Annotated in this window: 13 protein-coding genes and 2 pseudogenes; 7 read left to right on the top strand and 8 right to left on the bottom strand. The window is 38.6% G+C overall.

The features are described from left to right. Positions 1-13 precede the first annotated feature (13 nt). Positions 14-1,216, bottom strand: coding sequence for an accessory Sec system protein translocase subunit SecY2 (secY2, locus tag ED605_RS04300; RefSeq protein WP_121977654.1), 1,203 nt, complete (start codon positions 1,214-1,216; stop codon positions 14-16). Positions 1,217-1,232: 16 nt separating this feature from the next. After that, positions 1,233-3,580: pseudogene (gene secA2, locus ED605_RS04295) on the bottom strand (accessory Sec system translocase SecA2). A 926-nt stretch (positions 3,581-4,506) separates the two neighbouring features. Between secA2 and ED605_RS04290 the strand changes: the two are divergent. The 3 genes from ED605_RS04290 (at position 4,507) to ED605_RS04280 (ending at position 9,055) form a co-directional block, all read left to right on the top strand. Next, complete coding sequence (locus ED605_RS04290) at positions 4,507-5,163, top strand: hypothetical protein (RefSeq protein ID WP_225419038.1); 657 nt, start codon at positions 4,507-4,509, stop codon at positions 5,161-5,163. A 136-nt stretch (positions 5,164-5,299) separates the two neighbouring features. Continuing rightward, a complete protein-coding gene (locus tag ED605_RS04285; RefSeq protein WP_121977653.1) occupies positions 5,300-6,982 on the top strand; it encodes a leucine-rich repeat domain-containing protein in 1,683 nt (560 codons plus the stop codon). A gap of 273 nt (positions 6,983-7,255) precedes the next feature. Then, positions 7,256-9,055 carry a leucine-rich repeat domain-containing protein gene (locus ED605_RS04280; RefSeq protein ID WP_162919743.1) on the top strand — a complete coding sequence of 600 codons (1,800 nt, stop codon included), beginning with the start codon at positions 7,256-7,258 and terminating at the stop codon, positions 9,053-9,055. Between the two features lie 234 nt (positions 9,056-9,289). Here the strand turns inward: ED605_RS04280 and ED605_RS04275 are convergent, their stop codons facing one another. Then, complete coding sequence (locus ED605_RS04275; RefSeq protein ID WP_121977651.1) at positions 9,290-9,541, bottom strand: hypothetical protein; 252 nt, start codon at positions 9,539-9,541, stop codon at positions 9,290-9,292. A gap of 385 nt (positions 9,542-9,926) precedes the next feature. Then, positions 9,927-10,832, bottom strand: coding sequence for an Abi family protein (locus tag ED605_RS04270; protein ID WP_121977650.1), 906 nt, complete (start codon positions 10,830-10,832; stop codon positions 9,927-9,929). A gap of 390 nt (positions 10,833-11,222) precedes the next feature. Between ED605_RS04270 and ED605_RS04265 the strand changes: the two genes are divergently transcribed. Further along, the gene (locus tag ED605_RS04265) at positions 11,223-11,453 is read left to right on the top strand and encodes a DUF5776 domain-containing protein (RefSeq protein ID WP_225419037.1); all 231 of its coding nucleotides are present in this window, start codon (positions 11,223-11,225) and stop codon (positions 11,451-11,453) included. Positions 11,454-11,656: 203 nt separating this feature from the next. Here ED605_RS04265 and ED605_RS04260 read toward each other — a convergent pair whose 3' ends face one another. Together ED605_RS04260 and ED605_RS04255 are read right to left on the bottom strand one after the other, a co-directional pair. Beyond that, positions 11,657-12,025 (bottom strand): hypothetical protein, encoded by a 369-nt coding sequence (locus ED605_RS04260; protein WP_121977649.1) that lies wholly within the window; start codon positions 12,023-12,025, stop codon positions 11,657-11,659. Between the two features lie 620 nt (positions 12,026-12,645). Further along, positions 12,646-14,787 carry a serine hydrolase domain-containing protein gene (locus tag ED605_RS04255; protein WP_121977648.1) on the bottom strand — a complete coding sequence of 714 codons (2,142 nt, stop codon included), beginning with the start codon at positions 14,785-14,787 and terminating at the stop codon, positions 12,646-12,648. A 205-nt stretch (positions 14,788-14,992) separates the two neighbouring features. Here ED605_RS04255 and ED605_RS04250 point away from each other — a divergent pair, with 205 nt between their 5' ends. Then, the gene (locus tag ED605_RS04250) at positions 14,993-15,895 is read left to right on the top strand and encodes a restriction endonuclease (protein WP_121977647.1); all 903 of its coding nucleotides are present in this window, start codon (positions 14,993-14,995) and stop codon (positions 15,893-15,895) included. Positions 15,896-15,942: 47 nt separating this feature from the next. Here ED605_RS04250 and ED605_RS04245 read toward each other — a convergent pair whose 3' ends face one another. Continuing rightward, positions 15,943-17,508 carry an RNA-directed DNA polymerase gene (locus tag ED605_RS04245; protein WP_121977646.1) on the bottom strand — a complete coding sequence of 522 codons (1,566 nt, stop codon included), beginning with the start codon at positions 17,506-17,508 and terminating at the stop codon, positions 15,943-15,945. A gap of 177 nt (positions 17,509-17,685) precedes the next feature. Between ED605_RS04245 and ED605_RS04240 the strand changes: the two genes are divergently transcribed. Next, positions 17,686-18,087 carry a hypothetical protein gene (locus ED605_RS04240; protein ID WP_121977645.1) on the top strand — a complete coding sequence of 134 codons (402 nt, stop codon included), beginning with the start codon at positions 17,686-17,688 and terminating at the stop codon, positions 18,085-18,087. Positions 18,088-18,529: 442 nt separating this feature from the next. Further along, a pseudogene (locus ED605_RS04235) lies at positions 18,530-19,314 on the top strand (IS5 family transposase). Positions 19,315-19,333: 19 nt separating this feature from the next. On the opposite strand, the gene ED605_RS04230 reads toward ED605_RS04235, so the two are convergent. Then, positions 19,334-19,648 carry a hypothetical protein gene (locus tag ED605_RS04230; protein WP_121977644.1) on the bottom strand — a complete coding sequence of 105 codons (315 nt, stop codon included), beginning with the start codon at positions 19,646-19,648 and terminating at the stop codon, positions 19,334-19,336. Between the last annotated feature and the right edge of the window lie 374 nt (positions 19,649-20,022).

The raw sequence follows: 20,022 nt of genomic DNA, 5'->3' as shown, positions 1-20,022 counted from the left end.
ATTCGTGACTGGTCTAAAAGATGCTGTATTGATTTTTAACAAACAACGCGTGAACTTCCTGAATCACATTGTCCAACATGGTGATGAGAATCAGCAGGGAGCCAAAGAGAAACGAAAAATTGGTCAACTGTGGCACGTATAGCCCCAGAAAGAGCGGTGTCACGGCAATGAATAACATGAAACAATTACCGATAAAAATAATTCGATAGAGATGGTTGGTTAGGTAAGTCTCCGTATCCTTGCCGGGAACAATGTTGAGAATGTAATCCCCACTCTTTTGTAAAGACTTGGCAATGCTGTGTGGCCGCACGTTGACAAACGCAAAGCCGTAACCCAAAAAGACAATGATCGCGCTATAGGTTAAGATACCCTGCCAGGTATGATACGAAAAGGCTTGAGCCAGAAATGCGTGTCCCGTACCATTGAGTTTATTTCTAGACAGGAGCAACGACGGGATTGAATAAAGTGACATCGCAAACATGAACGGCATGGCGCCGGACGCCAACAACCTAATTGGAATATAGGAATCCGTCAACCGACTGCTGATGCTGACCCGTTCAATCTTGAAACGGACTTCAGCCTGGTTGGTATAAACCGACATTAGGAAGAAGACGATCATCAACAGGATCATGACCGTGCTGATCTGAAAATCAAACTCAATCGGGTGCTTCAAGCCGGAATTGAGGACGGTGGGCAGGTTCTTAACCAAGGCCGGAATAATCAGAATACTGGTTCCGCCAACACCCCACTTGGCATTCAAGTCTGCCAGCCAAACAATGAACATGGAGCCGGCAACCAAAATGATCAAAATGGTAAAGTAAAAGGCCAGCCAAGAGTATCCGTGCATGTTCGGCCGATACTTCATAAACAACCAGGCAGTTGCAATCGCCTGCAAAATCGAAAAGATCAGAGTAATCAGCTTTTGCCAAAAGCCCGTCACCTTGGGCGATAATCTTTTGAATGTGTCTTCACTGGTGATGGTGATTGTTTGCCAGACAATTAAGGCGGTCATATAGGGTCCCATCCCCAATGCAAACAGGCTGGGGACTGTAATTTGACTCCCGAAGTTACTGGAAGCCAAATTAATATAAGCATTTTGACCGATTGAGTTGACGTAATCCTTGGCCGGAAATCCCGGTAACAGGATGTCGCTACCAATCTCAAGGATGGCAACCATCATCACTGTAAACGCAATTTTTTTAAGTAATAATTTCATACATATCCCCAATCACTTACGGAAAAACAATGTCAATTGTGCCATCTTCTCGATAGACGATTTCCGATAATAGTATGTTTTTTAAAACAAGTTGATAAATCCCGTCTCTCATGTTGGCAAACGCCGTCTTGGCTTCCTGCTGGTATTCATAAACCGGTGTGTGCTGACCCCAGCTTCGATCACCGACCACCGATTTCAATTGCTGAAGCGCGCTGACCTGATCAATCCACATGGTATCAACAGACTTTAACAAAACAATGCGCTTGTAATAGTTCAATTGATCCGCATTAGGAAATTTCTGATACACCGCAGCCTTTTGGGTCGCGATTAGTTGCAGTAAAAACTGCTTCAAAAGTGACCGGTTTTGCTGCCAATTTTTCGGCAATGGGTGCTCACTGGGAATAAATGTATAGTCGATGTTGTTATAGATAAAATCGTTTAACGCCGACGTCGTTTTGACAGTTGCTGAAAAATGATTGACGGCTTTTTTAATTGCTTCTTTGATCAAATCATCAAACTGGCTGGCATAAATAATTTTATTGCGGGTAGCGTAAACGTAATTCCGCTGTGTCTTGGCCACTTCATCAAATTCAACATTTTGTAGTCGCTCGGAAAATTCACCATTTCTCTGAACGTCTTGGGATTTGTCCACAACATGCTTAAAGCGTTTCTTACCGGTCAAATTGCCGGTAAATCTGGCATTGTCATGGCGTTTTCGATACTTTTTAACCCACTTCGGCGCATTTTCAACCACCACTTTGTCTTCCAATGAGACATAAAAAACGCTGTCACCAGGGTCACCCTGGCGACCGGCTCGGCCCCGCAATTGATTGTCGATTCGGGCAGAAGACATTCGTTCGGTCCCAAGTACCAATAGACCGCCTGCTTTTCTGGCACCGTCGGTAATTTTGATATCGGTCCCCCGACCGGCCATCGCGGTTGCCACCGTAATCGCGCCTTCATGGCCAGCCTCTTTAATAATTCGATTTTCTTTAGCGGCACTTGTCGCATTTAAAACGTTGTGGGGATATCCCTCATACAGTAATAGTCTGGAATATAATTCGGACATGGAAACAGAGCCGGTCTCAATCAAGATCGGTCGTTTAGCTCGGTTAGTGGCAGCCACTAACTTCAAAGATGCTTCAATTTTCTCTTTGTTGGTCACGTAAATATGGTCAGGATGGTCCTGACGAATGACCTTTTTATTCGGTGGAATGACAACAGTATTTAAATGATAGACGTCCCGAAATTCATCCGCATCCGTCTTCGCGGTCCCAGTCATTCCCGAGATACGCTTAAAAAGCCGAAACAGATTTTGGTAAGTAATACTGGCAACGGCTTTCGTTTCTTGTGTAATTTTAACGTGCTCTTTGGCTTCCAGAGCTTGGTGGAGACCGGATTCGAGCTTGGTCCCGATCAATTTTCGGCCGTTCATTTTGTCCAATAGAATCACTTTATCGTCTTCTACAACGTAATCCCGATCCTTGTTAAACAAATAGTTGGCCTTTAAAGCGATCACAATGTGTCTGTACACATTCCGATAACGACTGCTGAGGATATTTGAAATCCCCAAATAATTCTCAATATTATGTAAGCCGGTTTTAGTTATCCAAACATTTTTCCCGTCGTCAGACTGTTTAAAATCAACGCCCTTCTTCAGTTGGCCCACCATTCTCTGCGACGTTTTGAATAAATTCGATTGAACGTCAGGGGCGCCCGAAACAATTAAGGGTGTCTGCGCCTGGTCGAGAAGAATCGAATCAATCTCATCAATGATTGCATAATTAAATGGGGGAAGATATTTCTTCTCCTTGGATTCTGCTAAATTATCAAATAAGTAGTCAAAGCCCAATTCACTATGGGTTGTATAAATAATGTCGGCACTATAGATTTTTTTTAGGTCTCTTTGCGAGTCATCTTCCGTGATTTCAGGAACGCCTAAAGAGACGGTTAGTCCAAGCCAACGATAGACTTTGCCAATTTCTTTGGCATCTCTTCTCGCAAGATATTCATTTGCCGTAATCAAAAAAACGCCATTGCCAACTAGGCCATGAAGGTAAAGAGGCATGGTTGCCGTGAGGGTTTTCCCCTCACCGGTCTTCATTTCGGCGATGTTACCAAAGTGTAAAACCACCCCCCCCCGATCTGAACGGGGTATGGTGTCAATCCTAGAACGCGTCTGTCTGCTTCACAAACGGTCGCATAGGCCTCTACTAGAAGACTGTTTAAACTTTTCCCCTGAGCGAGTTTGCCTCTTAAAATCGCTGTCTGTGCCTTTAAACGGGCATCGCTAAATTTTCTTAATTCTTTCATCCTTCGTTGGATTTTGCGCGAAAGATATTGATAATAAAGATGTCTAAACATAACTACCATTCCAATTTTAGTATATTATCGTAATGGGATATACTTTGTTGTCTAATCTAATCTTTAAGTTAATGGCCTGTCCCCCAGACATTAACTCATTACCATTTTTCAAGGTATGATTCCAACTTTTCTCAGAACAATCCGTTATTAATGGACTGCTCTGAACGACCAAAGTAAAAGAAAAAGCCTTCCGCATGGTTGTTAAGCCAACAAAGGCAAACGAATAAAAGTGCTTTTGATTAATCGGGCAGATTCATTATTAGGCTTAATTCAGCCTCCAAATAACCCCATCTATCAGTCAAAAGTGCCACATTTGTTTTCGTCCCTCAGAACTTTATGCTAACGCTATTATCATAAAGTAAGCCTTTAGTAAATATTTATGTGCTTAATCAAATAACGAATTCATAATAACACAGCATTAATTTTTAAACAATGACCATTCATGTGTTTTACAAAGAATATACACTAAACGTTATGGCTTAATTGTTGATTTAATCCCTTTGAATTGACTCAGAAGCAATGTTAAAAAATAAAGTTAAAAATTAATTACACCACATGTGATTTTTAGTGCAATTAATCAGTCGAATGTATCAGCAGTTAATTATTTATTGCTAAGAATTAAGCATTTTTAAAATAATTGAAATCATAAAAATCTATAGTCTTGTATACGTTTTGTATCACAAAATGTGATGCAGCAATATTACTCAAAAAAATATACACCATATTTGTTTACATTCGTCGAAAAGTTTGATATATTCTTGCCTATTGTAATAATAAGAAGAAAATTAACGTCAAATGATATATGGAGGATCAAAATGGATTTTATTAGTTAATTATCAGCTGCCGGAAAATGTGCTCATCGAGATGCCTTAGACATTGAAAATTTAAAAACCAGTCATCTGGATTGTCACCGAACCAAAATATCGATGGATTGGAACGATGTTTACTTAGTCACGTGGCTTCGGAGTGCCACTTCAAAATACAAAACTGCAATTTTCTTTAAGACTGAAAAAATTACCGGCTGCGCGGTCACTATCCCCACGCTTATCAAAAAATTAGTTGCCGACTACTCAACCGATTACGACTATTCCAGAGAAGATTTGGCTCATTTCTTAAACGTTTTTGAATATATCCCCTTCCCATACGGTGAGTTAGGGTTCATCCCTTTAAAGAATCCCCAGAAGTCTAACCAGGTCACTTGGCTGGCAGCTGATCAAATTGAAACGATTCAGCCCATTGAAAACGGCAAAGCGACCTACGTCTTCTTCAAAGACATTGAGTCGCCGATTAAATTGCCCATCACCAAATACTTTTTAGATCAACGGATTAAAACCCTTAAAAATATTAATCACTTAATTGATGTTCTCCAAAACGGCTATACCGATCTCTGCAGAGAAATTAAAAAGGCTTTCAAAACCTTTGTCTCCGTCACCCGTCAGAAAAAGATTATGACAGAATGTGGCATGCCGATCACGGAGGATATGATCATCGAAAACTGTAAAAAAGAACTCGGATTTTACTACAAACCAGGATTGGGCTATCAATCATTGCTGAAAAAAGACAAGGAATTTGACTTGGATTAACCGAAATAAGCCGTTCATTTATTTATCAAAAAAAGCGTGAAAAGGCGTGTCATTACAACACTTCTTCTCAAATTCGTGGTATTCTATAATCCCATAAGAGGGAAGTGACCCGTAAGTTTAGAGGGGAGGTAATCTCATGAAACCAAACCGATTATTATTAGGATTATTGTTTGCCAGTGCGCTGTTAGGAAGCGGCATGACATCATCAACTATCAACGCTAATGCAGCCGCATCCGTTAGCACAGCTAAACAACGAGATTCGGCTGAGCCAGTAACGTTAACCAAAAGTGATGTGACGTTCTGGAAAGGCGCCATTAGTGGTTTGGCTAGTGAAGCAGTTGCCCAAAAACTTGTTGACGGCGCAGCGCTGATTATTCCGAGTGGACTGGCATCCCGCATAGATGACATTGCATTCGAGAAATCCCGGCTTGAAAACTTGGCAGAAAAAAAGGGCCCAGGCATCTCTTCATTAGATGCACCGGGCATTAAAGAGATCGGAAAAAACGCTTTTGCAAGCAATAAAATTTTTTCAGTTAACCTGCCACTTGTCGAAAAAATTGACGCAAACGCATTCCTGTATAGTAAGCTTCAAAATCTAGTGTTACCAGAGGCTGTCAGTATTGGGAAGTCGGCTTTTCAAAGTAGTCTCCTAGTTGACATATCGTTACCCAAAACCAAGGAAATAAAGGATAATGCATTTTATGGCAATCAACTTAAAAGCGTCGATTTACCAGAAGTTGAAACTGTGGGAGAGTTTGCATTTGCCCAAAATCAACTTACAAGCTTAAAATTGCCAAAAGCAAAGACGCTTGCAAAAATGTCATTTTATCATAATCTGCTTACTTCTGTGAGTCTTCCGGATGGTGTAACAAGTCATGATGCACTTTTAAATCAGTTTGAGGGTACAGACCCACATGCTTCTGAAGTCGTTAATTCAGATCCCCTTACCTTCCAAGAAATATTGGACTCTCAAAAACTCTCGTTTAAAGTTGGCGGGGTTGAACAATTGGTCCCACGTAACGTTACAATTGAGGGAACTAGGGTTGCAATTGATAATGAACAGAAAACGATTACTAATCCCAACCACGAAAATCCAATCGATTTAGACATTAGAGCTTCGGATGTGGGCTACGGCATTCTAGCTCGAATAACCCTCACTAAAAAGCCACCAGTTACACCACCAAGCACAAATCCAGGTGGCTCTGGCAGTAACGGTTCTATTGGTAGCTCCGGTAACTCCAATAATACCAATCAAAATACTCCAACGCCACCTGAAACGACGCCAAGTCCAACTGAACCAATCACTCCAGAAAAGCCAACCCCGGAAGCACCGAACGACGCTGAAAAGAAAGGGGCCGCCGTTTACGCCATTCGAGGGATTTACTTGTACAAGAGCCCTAATTTCACCAAATCTCAACGGATTGCTAAATATCCTAAGCAAAAGCGGATTAATCGCCCAATGTTTGTGATCACTGATTACGCTCGTTCACGCGGCGGTGCACTTCGCTTTAAGGTAAAAGATGTCAACCATACACGCAAATCAGCAGGTAAAGTTGGCTACATTACTGCCAACCAGCGATATGTGGTCCCAGCCTATTATCAATCGGTCCCGAAAGGTAAGAAGATTACCGTTATTTCGAAAAAGGGCATTCATGCCTACAAGAACGAAACCCTAACCGGCCGACAGAAGTCCTACCGAAAGGGCACTCGGTTAACGGTTAAGAAGCTAGTGAAGCATAACCTCACCACTCGTTATCAATTAAGCAACGGGTACTACGTGAGCGGTAATAAAAAATTGGTGATTCAAGGAAAGTATTAAGCAATGAAAAACCATGATTATTGATTGTTCAATGCTTATCATGCTAAAAAATCTTATATGTATGCCAAAAAAGCCAGCTAGTACGTGATGTACCGGCTGACTTTTTAATTAACTGACTGTCGGCTGTACTTTGGCCAGCGAACGATCGAATCGTCCTTTAATCTTAGATGCTATATCTTATATTTATTTGTCTATATCATAACGTTGATCATATCTATATCAAAAGATTTGATTTATGAACAAAAACCGAAAAAAGTGTGAAAAAACGCGCCGTTGCAACATTTATTCTCCAATTCATGTTATTCTAAAACCGTAGAAAAGGTAAACGACTCACGAAATTTAGAGGAGGATAATTTCATGAAGCCAAACCGATTATTATTAGGACTATTGTGTGCCGGTGCTCTTTTGGGAACCGGAGTATGGTCATCGAATGTAAAAGCAAATGTAGACGCACCCATCAACACAGTCAAACAACGAGATTCGACTGAACAAGTAACGTTAACCAAAAATGACGTTGAAATTTCGGACGGAGTAATTCGTAAATTAACCAGCAAAGCGGTTGCTGAAAAACTTATTGATGGAGCTGCACTTATTATTCCAGATGGACTAGCAACACAAATTGACGACAAGGTATTCCGTATTTATACAATAGAGGATTTATCGGAGAAAAAAGGACCGGGGATCTCTTCGCTAGATGCACCAAGCATTAAAGAGATAGGGGAACAAGCCTTTGAAGACAATCAAATTTCTTCAGTTAACCTCCCCCGAGTCGAAAGGCTGAAAACACATGCATTTAGAAACAATAAACTAACTGAACTAACACTCCCAGAAGTTACCGAAATTATTGGAGAGGCATTCAATTTTAATAATATTCAAAAGCTAAACTTACCGAAGGTCGTCAGCATCGGATCTTGGGCTTTTGCAACTAATCGCTTGGTTGACGTATCTTTACCCAACGTCCAAAAAATCGGAGAAGGTGCATTTAGAGATAATCAAATTGAAACCCTAAATTTGCCAAAAGTTGAATCTATTGGGTATTTTACGTTTGGACAAAATCAAATTGCACATCTAGAATTACCAACAATCAAAACTATTGACTATCAAGCATTTTATGGTAACAAGCTCACTTCTGTCAGTCTCCCACCTGAAGTAAAGATTGAAGAAGCTGCATTCTCAAAGCAATTTCCCGACTCACCACATGTTTCTGAAGCTATCAATTCAAACCCTCTTAAGTTCCAAGAAATACTAGATTCTCAAAAACTATCTTTTATGATTGGCGGAGTCGAACAATTGATTCCAAACAAAATTTCAATTGAAGGAACTGACATTACGGTTGATAATAATCAGAAAACGGTTGCTAATCCAAAGCAAAAAAATCCAATCAAATTAGAAATTAAAGCCTCAGATGTGGGCTATAGCATCTTTTCTCAACTAAACCTCATTCCGAAACCGACAGTAACGCCTCCAGTTACCCCATCAACTACAAACCCAAGTGGTAATTCCAATCAAAATAATACGACACCACCAACTACTGCTCCAAAGCCAACTGAACCAATTACTCCAGAAAAGCCAACCCCAGAAGTACCAAATTACGCTGAAAAGAAAGGAGCCGCCGTTTACGCCATTCGAGGAATTTACCTGTACAAGAGCCCTAATTTCACCAAATCCCAACGAATTGCTAAATACCCTAAACAGAAGCGAATTAATCGGCCAATGTTTGTGATCACTGACTACGCTCGTTCACGTGGCGGTGCACTTCGCTTTAAAGTAAGGGATGTCAGCCACACACGCAAATCGGCAGGAAAAGTTGGCTATATTACCGCCAACCAGCGATATGTGGTGCCAGCCTACTATCAATCGGTCCCGAAAGGTAAAAAGATTACCGTTATTTCGAAAAAGGGCATCCATGCCTACAAGAATGAAACCTTAACTGGACGGCAGAGATCTTACCGAAAGGGCACTCGGTTAACGGTTAAGAAGCTAGTGAAGCACAATCTCACCACTCGTTATCAATTAAATAACGGGTACTACGTGAGCGGTAATAAGAAATTGGTGATTCAAGGGAAGCATTAAGCGATAAAAGCTATGGTAAGTATTTATTATTCAATGTTTATCATGCTCTAAAATCTTATATGTATGTCAAAAAAGCCAGCTGGTACATCATGTACTGGCTGACTTTTTAATTAACTGACTTTCGGCTGTGCTTTGGCCAGCGAGCGATCGAATCGTCCTTTCCTTGATATGACTGTTTTAATTGGCATTCTGGTTGAATTGTTCAACAAAATTAACTTGAGAACAACTTACCCCTTACGCTGCTTCCGCAATTGTGTCGATACTTTCAAATAAGGCACTATTGATTTCACTCATCTCGATAATCGATTCCTCAAAGCTATTGTTTAGAAAGTCACTTTTGATTTCAAAACTTATAATTTCTTCACATTCACTTTCCACAATGATGGGTAACCCCATATACGATATCAGATCAAAAATAGTTGATTGTGCCGCAATCTCGCTAATACTTTTTACAATTTCAGCTTGCGGTTTTAAATATTTGGCCATATTAATTTTCCTCCTTAATGAGGCTGCTGAGATACCGATCAATTAAATTACCATTATCACTAGCCTCAATCTTTTTGATGGCTGGAATTGTGTGAAAAAATTGATTTAATCGAGTCTTCTTCAGAGAAATCATAAACACTTTGTAATGAAAATGTTTCTCTATTTTTGAGATGCCATATTATACCAATTTTAAGTTAGTTTTTTCTATAAAACGAGACATAACTATTAAGGGTTACTAAAACTGGAAAACCTGTTCAAACTGAATTAGATACACTGAAAAAAGCCAGCCAGTACTTCGCGTACCAACCGACTTTTTAATAACTGACGTTTGGCTGTACCTTGGTCAGCGAACGATCGAATCGTCCTTTCCTTACTCAGTATGTTACTATTTGCGTTTCATATAGTCAACCAGTACATCTAAAATTTTGATAAACGTTCTGATATTAATGTTGTCAGCATACCAAGCTTGATTGCGATTAAATCTAGTTATTAAGCGTTTACCTTGCTTATATCTATTTGCCCCCAAAGCATTACTTTGAATAAGCTTATGTAGATAAAATAGCGAAACAAGATCGTTAACTTTTAAATCGTGCAAATATGAAGATGAGATGCCGATTTCACTAGCTGCAGTTCTAACAGGAGCAGATGGCCTAAGCAAAAATTCTTTATCAGAAAATAAATTAACTAATAATGGGTTATTATGAGCACAAGCATTTCGAATATTTTTTGCATACTTTAAATAATAATGAAACTTGCGAACTGCTTTAGATGGTGTTCTTCTTAGATAAAAATCCACAAATAAAGACAAGGTTCCAAATGTCATAACTTCAAAGAACACCCAAATAGATGGTTCTTGACCATGCTTCTTGTACAAATCATGCATATACTTATTCTTTTTTAAACAATTTATAGTTTGGTCATAAGACTTCTTATACATATTTCTGAAGTCTGTAACAATGGAGTATCCATCTTCACTTTGATCATTCGAAATAAGAGACATCATTTTTACCTTAATTCCATGCTCAATATCAAGTGAAAGATCTAATAAAAATTCACGCAAATGCATATCAATTGAGGCAAGATCAATTAAATACGCAAAGTCCAAATTCTGATATTTCCCATTTACTTTAGAAAAATTTTTTCGATAAGAAGTTAACTTGAAATAATAATTCTTCTGTTCAAGTGTCGTTCTAGCTTGCTGTTCATTAGCAACTTTAAATGTAATTCCCTTTTCTTTCATATGGGAAATTAATTCTTTTGTTGGTAGCATAGGCTTTTCTTCTTTAATCATCACATCATCTCCTTAAATAAATAATAGAAGTAGAACCCACTTGAAAGATTCGAGTAGCGATATTGATAAGCTTATTTTAATAATAATTAGTCGCTTGGCTTACCATTCCCTAACTTTTAACAAAATTATAGGGGGCCTAAAGTTCCCCACCACAATAAGTGTTCTGTAATAAAACTACATTATCAACGTAAGAAAGTCAACTATACCATTTTTGGATTTTTATTTTCTCGAATTCCAGTCATTCAATAATTAGCTACCTGTAATGAACATATATTTATCATTCTAAAGGACTGATCGTATAATTATATTACCAAAAACTTTTGTTCATTTTTTATCAAAATTATACACGATTTTCTTGTCTCCGGACAAGTCCTAGTTTTAACATGCTAAATGGGCCATCACAAAACCGTTAAGAAAGTCCGCGCCAAGACGCCGATTAATCGTTATCGAAACGTGAACTTAAGTCAACGGAATCAAGCCTTTAAAAAAGGTAAAGTCTTTAAGGTTTACAATTATGACTACTCGCATGGCAACAACCTGCATAAGCATGGTGTATTAAGATATCATGTAGCTGGTGGTTATATTACCGGCAATCAGAAATACGTTAAGGTAATTGGCTAAATCAAAAAAGCTTCCGACAGTGATTGTGTTGGGAGCTTTTTTAATACTTCTTTGAAAGTCGTCATGTAAACTACACCGCTTTAAAAACAGTTAAGAAGTCAAAATTGACAATAGTTACCAATCGTCGTGGGCTTGCTGAAGTAGTTGTTAACTTCAAACGGATGATGATATCGGCATCAATAAAACGTTAACAACTCAATCAGTTATTCCATCGTTATTTCCTCCTGCAGCAAGTGTTGTGCCAAGCGGATATCCGGATCTTTTTTGGTTACTCGGATCACGGTACCGGGAAATTTTGCCTGCAGACGTTGTTGTAGTGCTAAGTCAAAATCGCTCTGAAGAGTCAAGATCTCCAAGGGGCCACGGCTTACCCGCGCTAAAGCCGTACTCAACGCCCGGGTGCGCATGGCCGTTTCACAAAGCTCGCTTTCCAAGCCATACCAGTGGGTTTGAACCCGCCTATCGTCTATCAGAACCAGCCAACCACCCCGAGCCTGTCGAATTGACATCGTCGTGACAATAGCGATTCTGACAGGCTTGATAACACGGCAAGTCTGAGTTAGTTTTTCCATGAAATATTCCTCCGTTCAATTAAGTGCTTCGGATCAGGTGAGCTGCCGATTAGAAATTTCAAGCCTGCTTCTCACTCATATGAGAATTGAAATCGATATGAGCAGAAAGGCCTGGCAATGCATTGGAAATCTCCCACTAGTCGGCAAGTCCCATGATTAACAGTATTAGGATTAAACCATTCGTATGTCAAAAGGCACTCAACACCCCCATCAACCAAAACGACTTTTTCGATGATTACCCACCATTGGTAACCATCAGTCATTTAAGATCTGGCGATTTTAAGATGACAACCCTGACCAACTCAAAAACTATTAACAACAGTTGGATCTTCTAGTGCCCTTAACCAGCCCCTGGAGTAACATCACAAGCCATATTCAGCTTGCATTATGATTCTCCTCTAAGTGGTTAGCTTTAAACTAATGATTCAGTCTTATCATCGCAAGTTAATGTCAAAATCCCGTAAAAATGGTGTAAAAATATCGTAAATTTTACTTAATTGCTGGCTATAAAATTTTGTATTGCTAAAACGATGGCAATGAGTTGAACTGATGTAAATACAAAAAGGCCAACCAGCTTTAATGGACTGGCTGACCCTTGATGTCTAACATTCAACTGTGTTTCAGTTATTTGCCTTAACAAAGGCTTTAATCTGTTCTGCCAATCCTTTCAAAGTATTGGTGGGTTCTGGCTTGATGTGCTGGTTAGTAAATAAGATAACCCCATTCTGGTTATCCTCATCCATATCCATGCCATTCTCATAGTTGGTTCCAGAAAGCGTCCCGCGAACCCACTTTTGGTGATTGTCTTCATGATATAAGCCGCCATGATAGCCATTGCCACCAATTGACGGTTTATTATCATCGGCTAGATAATTATAATCGTCATTAATTAAAATCTGACCATTTTCGAGACCTTGTTGAATTTTTAAATAGTCTTCTGGAGTGCTGTACATGTTTCCAGCACCCACAACTGAAGACAACAATGCCGGTGATGGATAAGCTGGATTCAGATTATCTTGCTTGCCGTCAGATTGACTGCTTTCAGCAACAATTGCGTCGCTTGGCTTTTGATCCCAGAAAAAGGTATGTTGCAATCCCAACTTCTGGATGATCCGCGTCGTAACAAGTTGCTCATAAGACTGTTTAGCCACTTTCTTTAAAATTCCGGCTAATAATGTATAGTTCGCATTGGTGTAATCAAATTTTTGTTCCGGTTGATTCGGCGTTTTCAGATTGTCTAAAGTATATTGAATGGCCTCATCCTCACTCAACACTTTGGGCGGTGTCGTTTCACTCATATCGATTCCAGATACGTGATCTAATAAATCCCGAATAGTGATCTTATTGGCATTAGGAACTTTTGGGAAGTAGTCACTTAAAGGCTCTTTTTGGTTTAATTTGGCGTGGGTTTCATTAACTAATTGTGTAAAAATTGCACCAGTTATTACTTTTTGAAGGGACGCCAATGGAAAGACCACACGATCATCAGCATTTTTAACACTATTAGTAGCATTGCCAACATTAATTGAGTGTGAAGCACCGTTTTTAACCACGACCACTCGGCCGCTAACGTGCTGAGACTGCAACAATTGCGTTACTTTCTGGTCAATCGCTGTCCACTTATTATCAGCTTGTGGTTGTTTGCCTGAAGTATTATTAGATGATGTCGAACCTGACCCCGTTGTTGCAACCGGTTGAGTCACCGTAACCGTTTTGACTGGTGTTTGAACCGTCACTGTCTTTGGTGTCTTTTGATCTTGAACCGGACTTTCCATCACTGTTTGGCCAACGATCCGACCATTAACAACTTTAAATGCATTTCCAAATTTAGTTGTTTTTTGAATTGAAGAAATACCGGTCGCTTTTGTTTGAGCTAGCCAAACGCTAAATAATTTTTGCACAATTGTTTTTGGGTTCCCAGTCAGATTTGTATGGTAGCCGACAATCTGAAGATTATTTTTTAAATCGGTTTGAGACAGTTCCTCCTCAAGAATGTCAGTGTAATGATTTTCGATATGCTGGTAGTTTTTCTCAATTGGGTTTTGATAATAATCCATGAAATTTGCTAATAACTTTCGAGCTGTCATGGTCATTTTAGAGTCGTCTTGAGATAAATCCGGATTATTAGATTTTAAATAGTCTTTCTGCAAATTATTAAATAGTCGACCGATTGAAGTAAGTTTCTGATCTGAAACCGTTTCCTGGCCCATTACGCGTTTACGAATTTGACTGGGTAAAGACTTTACTTGCAACCAACCATTTTTACGCTGTGTTCCGTTGGAAATTGTCACTTCAACACGGGGGTTCTGTTTGGAAGATTGAGTTAGCGCCCTAACTGCCAAGAGATACTTGCCGGGTTTAACTTGACTAACCTTTTGGGTTTGCTGTCGATTCCATAAAATAACCTTTGTAGCGAATTTAGCAGTTACTTTAAAGGATTTTGAAGGTGTCGAAAGTGCTTCAATACTCAACTGATAGTTAGGCGCTGAAGTGTTTGTTTCCGCCGAATTGGGAATGGTAACTTGAGTCGGCTCATAAGTAATGTTAGTGGTAGAGTTAGTGTTTGCAGGCAAATTAGCCGGGCTAGCCTGATTAGTTAAACCAGCAGAAATTTCTTGGTTACTTGGAGCGAACGAAGCATTAACTATTGTTGGAGACTGCGACAAAAGTCCAATAGCAACTGCTGAAGCAAAAGTCAAAATCGACCATTTAATTCCCCGAATTTTCAAAGAACAATCAAGTCTTCGTCTATATGTCGTCAATTAAAAATACCTCCTGTCAAAGAATGATGCATCATGTTTTATACAGGAGGTATTATATTGAATTGGTGTAAATTTGCCGCCAAAATTAGGATATTTAATTGTAAAGCTTCATCAGCCGACAAATGTTAGCATCCCTTCTTCATAAACCTAGCAACTAACCGTATAATTGTAAGTGGCAATAAAATAACTGGAAGGAAAATGAATCATGGCAAAATATCAGCGAAGAGGAGCAGAACGGGCAATCTTACGAGCCTTAAAGAATCTAGGCGGGTCCGCCTCTCGTGACGCCCTTAGAGATTCGATTGTTGAGGACCCAGATAGCGGTTTTACATACGAGGATGTCTTTAATAAAATTATGTCTAAAAATGGCCATAAATACAATCCATTTGAATTTGACTTCAATTTCGGCATTAACAATCTGTACGCTACTGGTTACGTCGAACAACCTGAGCGTATGAAAGATGTTGTACTCACTGAAAAGGGCCGTCTACGATCTTCAGAGAAGTTCCCCACCGCTAAAGAAAAGAAGATTGTGGACAAATATTGGACTGACCATGTCAAACTTAATCGTGAGAAACGAAAAGCAAAAGCTAAAGAAGTCACTGAACCAACAGAGGAAGAGGACGACGAAACATCAGACACCGATGCATGGAAGTCAGAATTGATCAAGCAACTCAACTCATTTACACCCAGAAAATTTGAAAGCTTTTCCCGCCTGCTCATCTCTAAAATGGGCGTCAAAATTGATGCCAAACTCGGAAAAATTCAATCACACGACCATGGGATCGATGGTTTTGGTTACTTTGAATCTGATGAATTTCGAACTACCCGAGTTGCGATTCAATCAAAGAAATTTGCTAATAACGCGGTTTCTGAACCAGAAATCGATAAATTTAAGGGTGTTATGGACGGATTCAACGCCGAATATGGCATCTTCATCACAACCAGTTACTTCACCGATGCAGCGAAGCAAAAGGCGGTTAAAGGATCAAAATCCGTCACGTTAATCGATGGGCGAAGGATTGCTGAATTGGTTGCTAAGTTTCAGCTGCATGTAACGCCGGTGGAAACTTTTACGCTGGATGATTATTATTTTCAGAAGGATTGAGCGGCATCAATGCATAAATCATTTCAATTTTCATTTGAATAAGCTGATTAACCCCAATATTTATAAAAAACGTCAACTTCTTCTTCCGGTATCTTCATTTTTAATTTATCTAACAAGCGCTCGTCCACAATAGAGCTTTCGTCGAATCCTTTTTTTAACCAAGACGAATTCCAAATCGAGTTTTCTTTATATATTTTTTGACACAAGGGCTCTAAATACTTCTTATTCTTATCTGTTAACAAGCTCAATCTTTGTAGCCAAATTTCAATGTAACCTTTATTTGGCGTGCCTTTAAATTTTTCGATGATGTTTTCGATAAAATTAGCAACTTCACGCTCATCTGATAGTCGACCAAAAATGGCGCTTAGCACTGCTACCTCTTGAGGAATTGATTTAGGCGAAATTACCATAATGTTTGACACAATACTGATAAGTTGTGAGTAACTCTTTACAAAATTTTTATAATCCCCAGAAAACTTCTTTATCGCATTTAATCGTCTAAGAAACTCGAGTGAAGCAATTGATACACTCCCCGAATTAGGGAACTTTCTTGCTAATTCATAAACTTGCCATAAATGCTTCTGTAGTCCTAAGTGATATTGCAAAGTTTCTGACTCATTTTTGCTGGAAATAACGGGCTTTCTTTTGGTCCAAAATAACTTATCCGCTTTAATGGCAGTCCCAATTATGTCACTCGTAATACCGGTTTTTTTAGTATTAAAGTGCATATTAAGATCGGCTAGTACATCAGATAACGATTTTACGATTCTTTCAGCTATTTCTTTTGACTTTGTAAATATACGATAATCATCCCTATAACGAATCACTTTGTAATCATCTTTTAAATCCTTTAACTTCCTAGATAAACAAACGTCAGCGTAGCCAAGAACAATTTCGGCAATGAAATCAAATAAAGGCCCACCTTGAGGAATCCCATTGGTTTGTCCATTTTGCATATATTCAATTGCTTTATCTATCTTATTTCCAACTCCCCTTTTATGTTCCTTTTTAGCAAAATTCTTTCCGTTTATTGCCCACGCTATAGTATGTGTATAGATTGAGCCGTAACAGTTAGTTATATCCGTTTTTATGCAGTATTTATAATTTAGAGAACATTCAATTGACCTTTGCTCCAATTCTTCCCACCAATTAAGAATGGTTTCAGCAGTATCATTATTTTCACTTCTCGATTCAACCGGCATACTAATACATTTTATGTGCTCATCCTGTTGAAATTTACCAAATGCATTTATAATTTTACCCCAATGTCCAGTAATGATATTCACCAAATTAACATATGCAATTGGATGAACTATTTGAACTGGACGCCAATCATAGTGACCATCTTTGCTTATTAATATTTTATGATTTACTTCATCAGTTTTTGACAACTCTCTCTTAGACTTTGAAAGTTCTTCCAAAGTATGCTTTTTTAATTGATTTTTGGCGAGTTTTAGTACACCGTCAAAATTAAAATACTTTGGCAGTTGCATAGACACGAAACTTGATGACTTAAGAAAAAACTTCTTAGCTTCTGAAGATGTCATATCTAACACACATTTTCGACTAGAATTTAGCTTTGCTGATAATAACTCTTTTCCATTAGTGGGCATTATCTTTCTCCTGTTATCTACTGATTACTCTTTAATATACATTGGAATTTTGAACTCGAACAGATTTCTATTTTCATTAACAGTATTTACAGCTTGGAATATTCCTTAACATTTCTGGTAATAATAGGTAAAATCTGCTATGCTGGAGATGTAATGTTTAAATAAAGGAAGAGTGCCATGAACGAAAAAAATTACTTTACCTCAACAGAACTCGACACTGTAGTGAAAATACTTAATCTGATCAAAAGTATTCGAGTCGAACATAAGAACAAGTCAGATGGATTCAAATATGGGACGTTTGCTAAAATGTTTGAAGATGAGCCATCTACTAACGAAAAATGCTTGGATAAAATTCTTAATGAACAAACCACATCTTTTTTGCGAAAGCTTTGTGGCTTTATGGTAATGGGGAGAGATGTTTATAGTGGCTGGTCCACAAATCTCCAAAATTGCTATCAAGCAATGCTCGACAATAGTGATTTAAGCGTTAAAGAAAACGCAATTGGATATTTTCTCGGAAAAGATCCAGTGCAATTAGAGAATTACTTATCTTCAGCAATGAAAGCTTATAATTCTTAGTCCAAATGGCCTTTAGGAGGCTTTTAGGAAACTATCAATCGAATTAAAACAATTAATGTTTTCCTTAATCTACAGAAAAAGTAATAAAAGAAGTTGACGGTACACATAAAAAATCACCATTAATCTTACAGAATTCGGTAACCAGCCGATCTTTTTATAAATTTTTCAATTCCCTCTCTTGCAATAATTTCTAACAAGTTCGCCAAAGAAACATCTTAAGCTTAACACATCTCAAATACTCTTTATCGGCCAAGAATCCTCTACCGCAATGTTGCTACCGAGATAAAAATTAATATCCATATCAAAAGTTAAGTTACATCTATGCAACAAACATTTTCTAACAAGAAATCGAGGCAAAAATTAGAGTAGAATCTGTCTTAAAACAAGCCTTTTAGCTAATCCAGTATAATCTTATAAAAAACCAGGAAGGAGGAGCCAACGCATGACTGAATCTCAATTGACAGTTAACCGGCACACCATCGCTGATAAAAAATGGCGACAAATCGAAAAACTCTTTCCTGCTTATACCACTAAATTGAGTAATCGAGTGGCTTTAAACACCGTGCTTTGGCAACTCAAGGTCGACTCACCCTGGCGAAACTTGCCCGCTAAGTTTGGTTCTTGAAAAACCATTTATAGTTGGTTCAAAAAGTGGACGGATGGCGGTCTCTTCGAACTGATCTTCAAAATCATTCGGGAAAACGCCAATTCTGACATAGTAAATGTTAGTCTCAACTCAACACTACCATTCAGATCCATCAAAAAGGGCACTGGTATTCAAAAAAGTCATTTGTCCGGTAGAAAATCAAGCGATCGGCCACAGTGCTAGAGACTATACCGCCAAAATTCATGTCATCGTTGATAGTTTGGGAAATCCGTTCGAGATTATCCTAACGGGTTGTCAAGTTCACGACAGTTAAGTCGCGTAATCCTTAATCAAGCGGTTAAAAATCGCCGGCATCAATGTGATTGCGGACAAAGCTTATAGCAGTGAGGCCTTTCGACAGTATTTTGAAGCTAAAGAGGGACACCTATACCATTCCACCTAAGAGTAACACCAACGAAAAATGGTCGGTCGGCTACTACGTGTATCGTGAACGTCACTTAATTGAAAACTTCTTCAATCAGTTGAAGAATTATTGACAAATTGCAACAAGCTATGAAAAGTTAGCCCACGTTTATTTGGAACACATTTACTTGACGGCGATCCTGATTCCCCTGAAATAAGGTTTTCAGACAGGTCCCACTATTCTGGATTGTATTTTTTCCAAATTTTTAAGATTTGATTAACTTCATCAGTAGCTTTTTCTAAAGAATATCGTTCTTCATCATACATGAAATAAACAGCACCAAAGCCATAACTTTCATCGAAGAATCCTCCGTTATTAACTTTCATTCCATGTTGCTCTAAATAATCATAAACAGGTTTCATTCTCTTTTCCGTATAACTATCATCATTTAAGTTGCTAAACGTAGCATCAGTCATAATCCCATGTGTACTCAAATATTGGTATGCTTCTTCAGGTGTCCATAAAGATTCATTTGGGTCATAATAAGCCATCACTACAATTTCTCCAATTTGACAGGCGTTTTAGAAGTCGCAAATATAACCATAGCCCATCGGTTTAATTTTAAAATCAACATTTAAATTTATATTTACCAAATTTTTATAGTTACATAATACCACTTTATCGATATTAGTTGGTAATAATCTTCAAAATGGGACAAAGAAAATGCTCTTTATTGAATTGTATACATTTCTCACTTTCTACCTGTCATCTTTCGTTCAACTTTTTGGGGCCACCACACTAAGGTTACATCAAACAAAGCTTTAACGTCTGAAGCTACAACTCGTAACGTCAACGTTAACGGCACCAACGCACTTTATACCAAAGCTGGTACTTTAAAGGGCGCCCGCACAGTTGCTACTAAAAC

The organism is Lentilactobacillus raoultii, from assembly GCF_900411375.1.
Lineage (GTDB): Bacteria > Bacillota > Bacilli > Lactobacillales > Lactobacillaceae > Lentilactobacillus > Lentilactobacillus raoultii.
The sequence above is the reverse complement of the archived record's forward strand: the minus strand, read 5'-3'. Positions and strand labels throughout refer to the sequence as shown.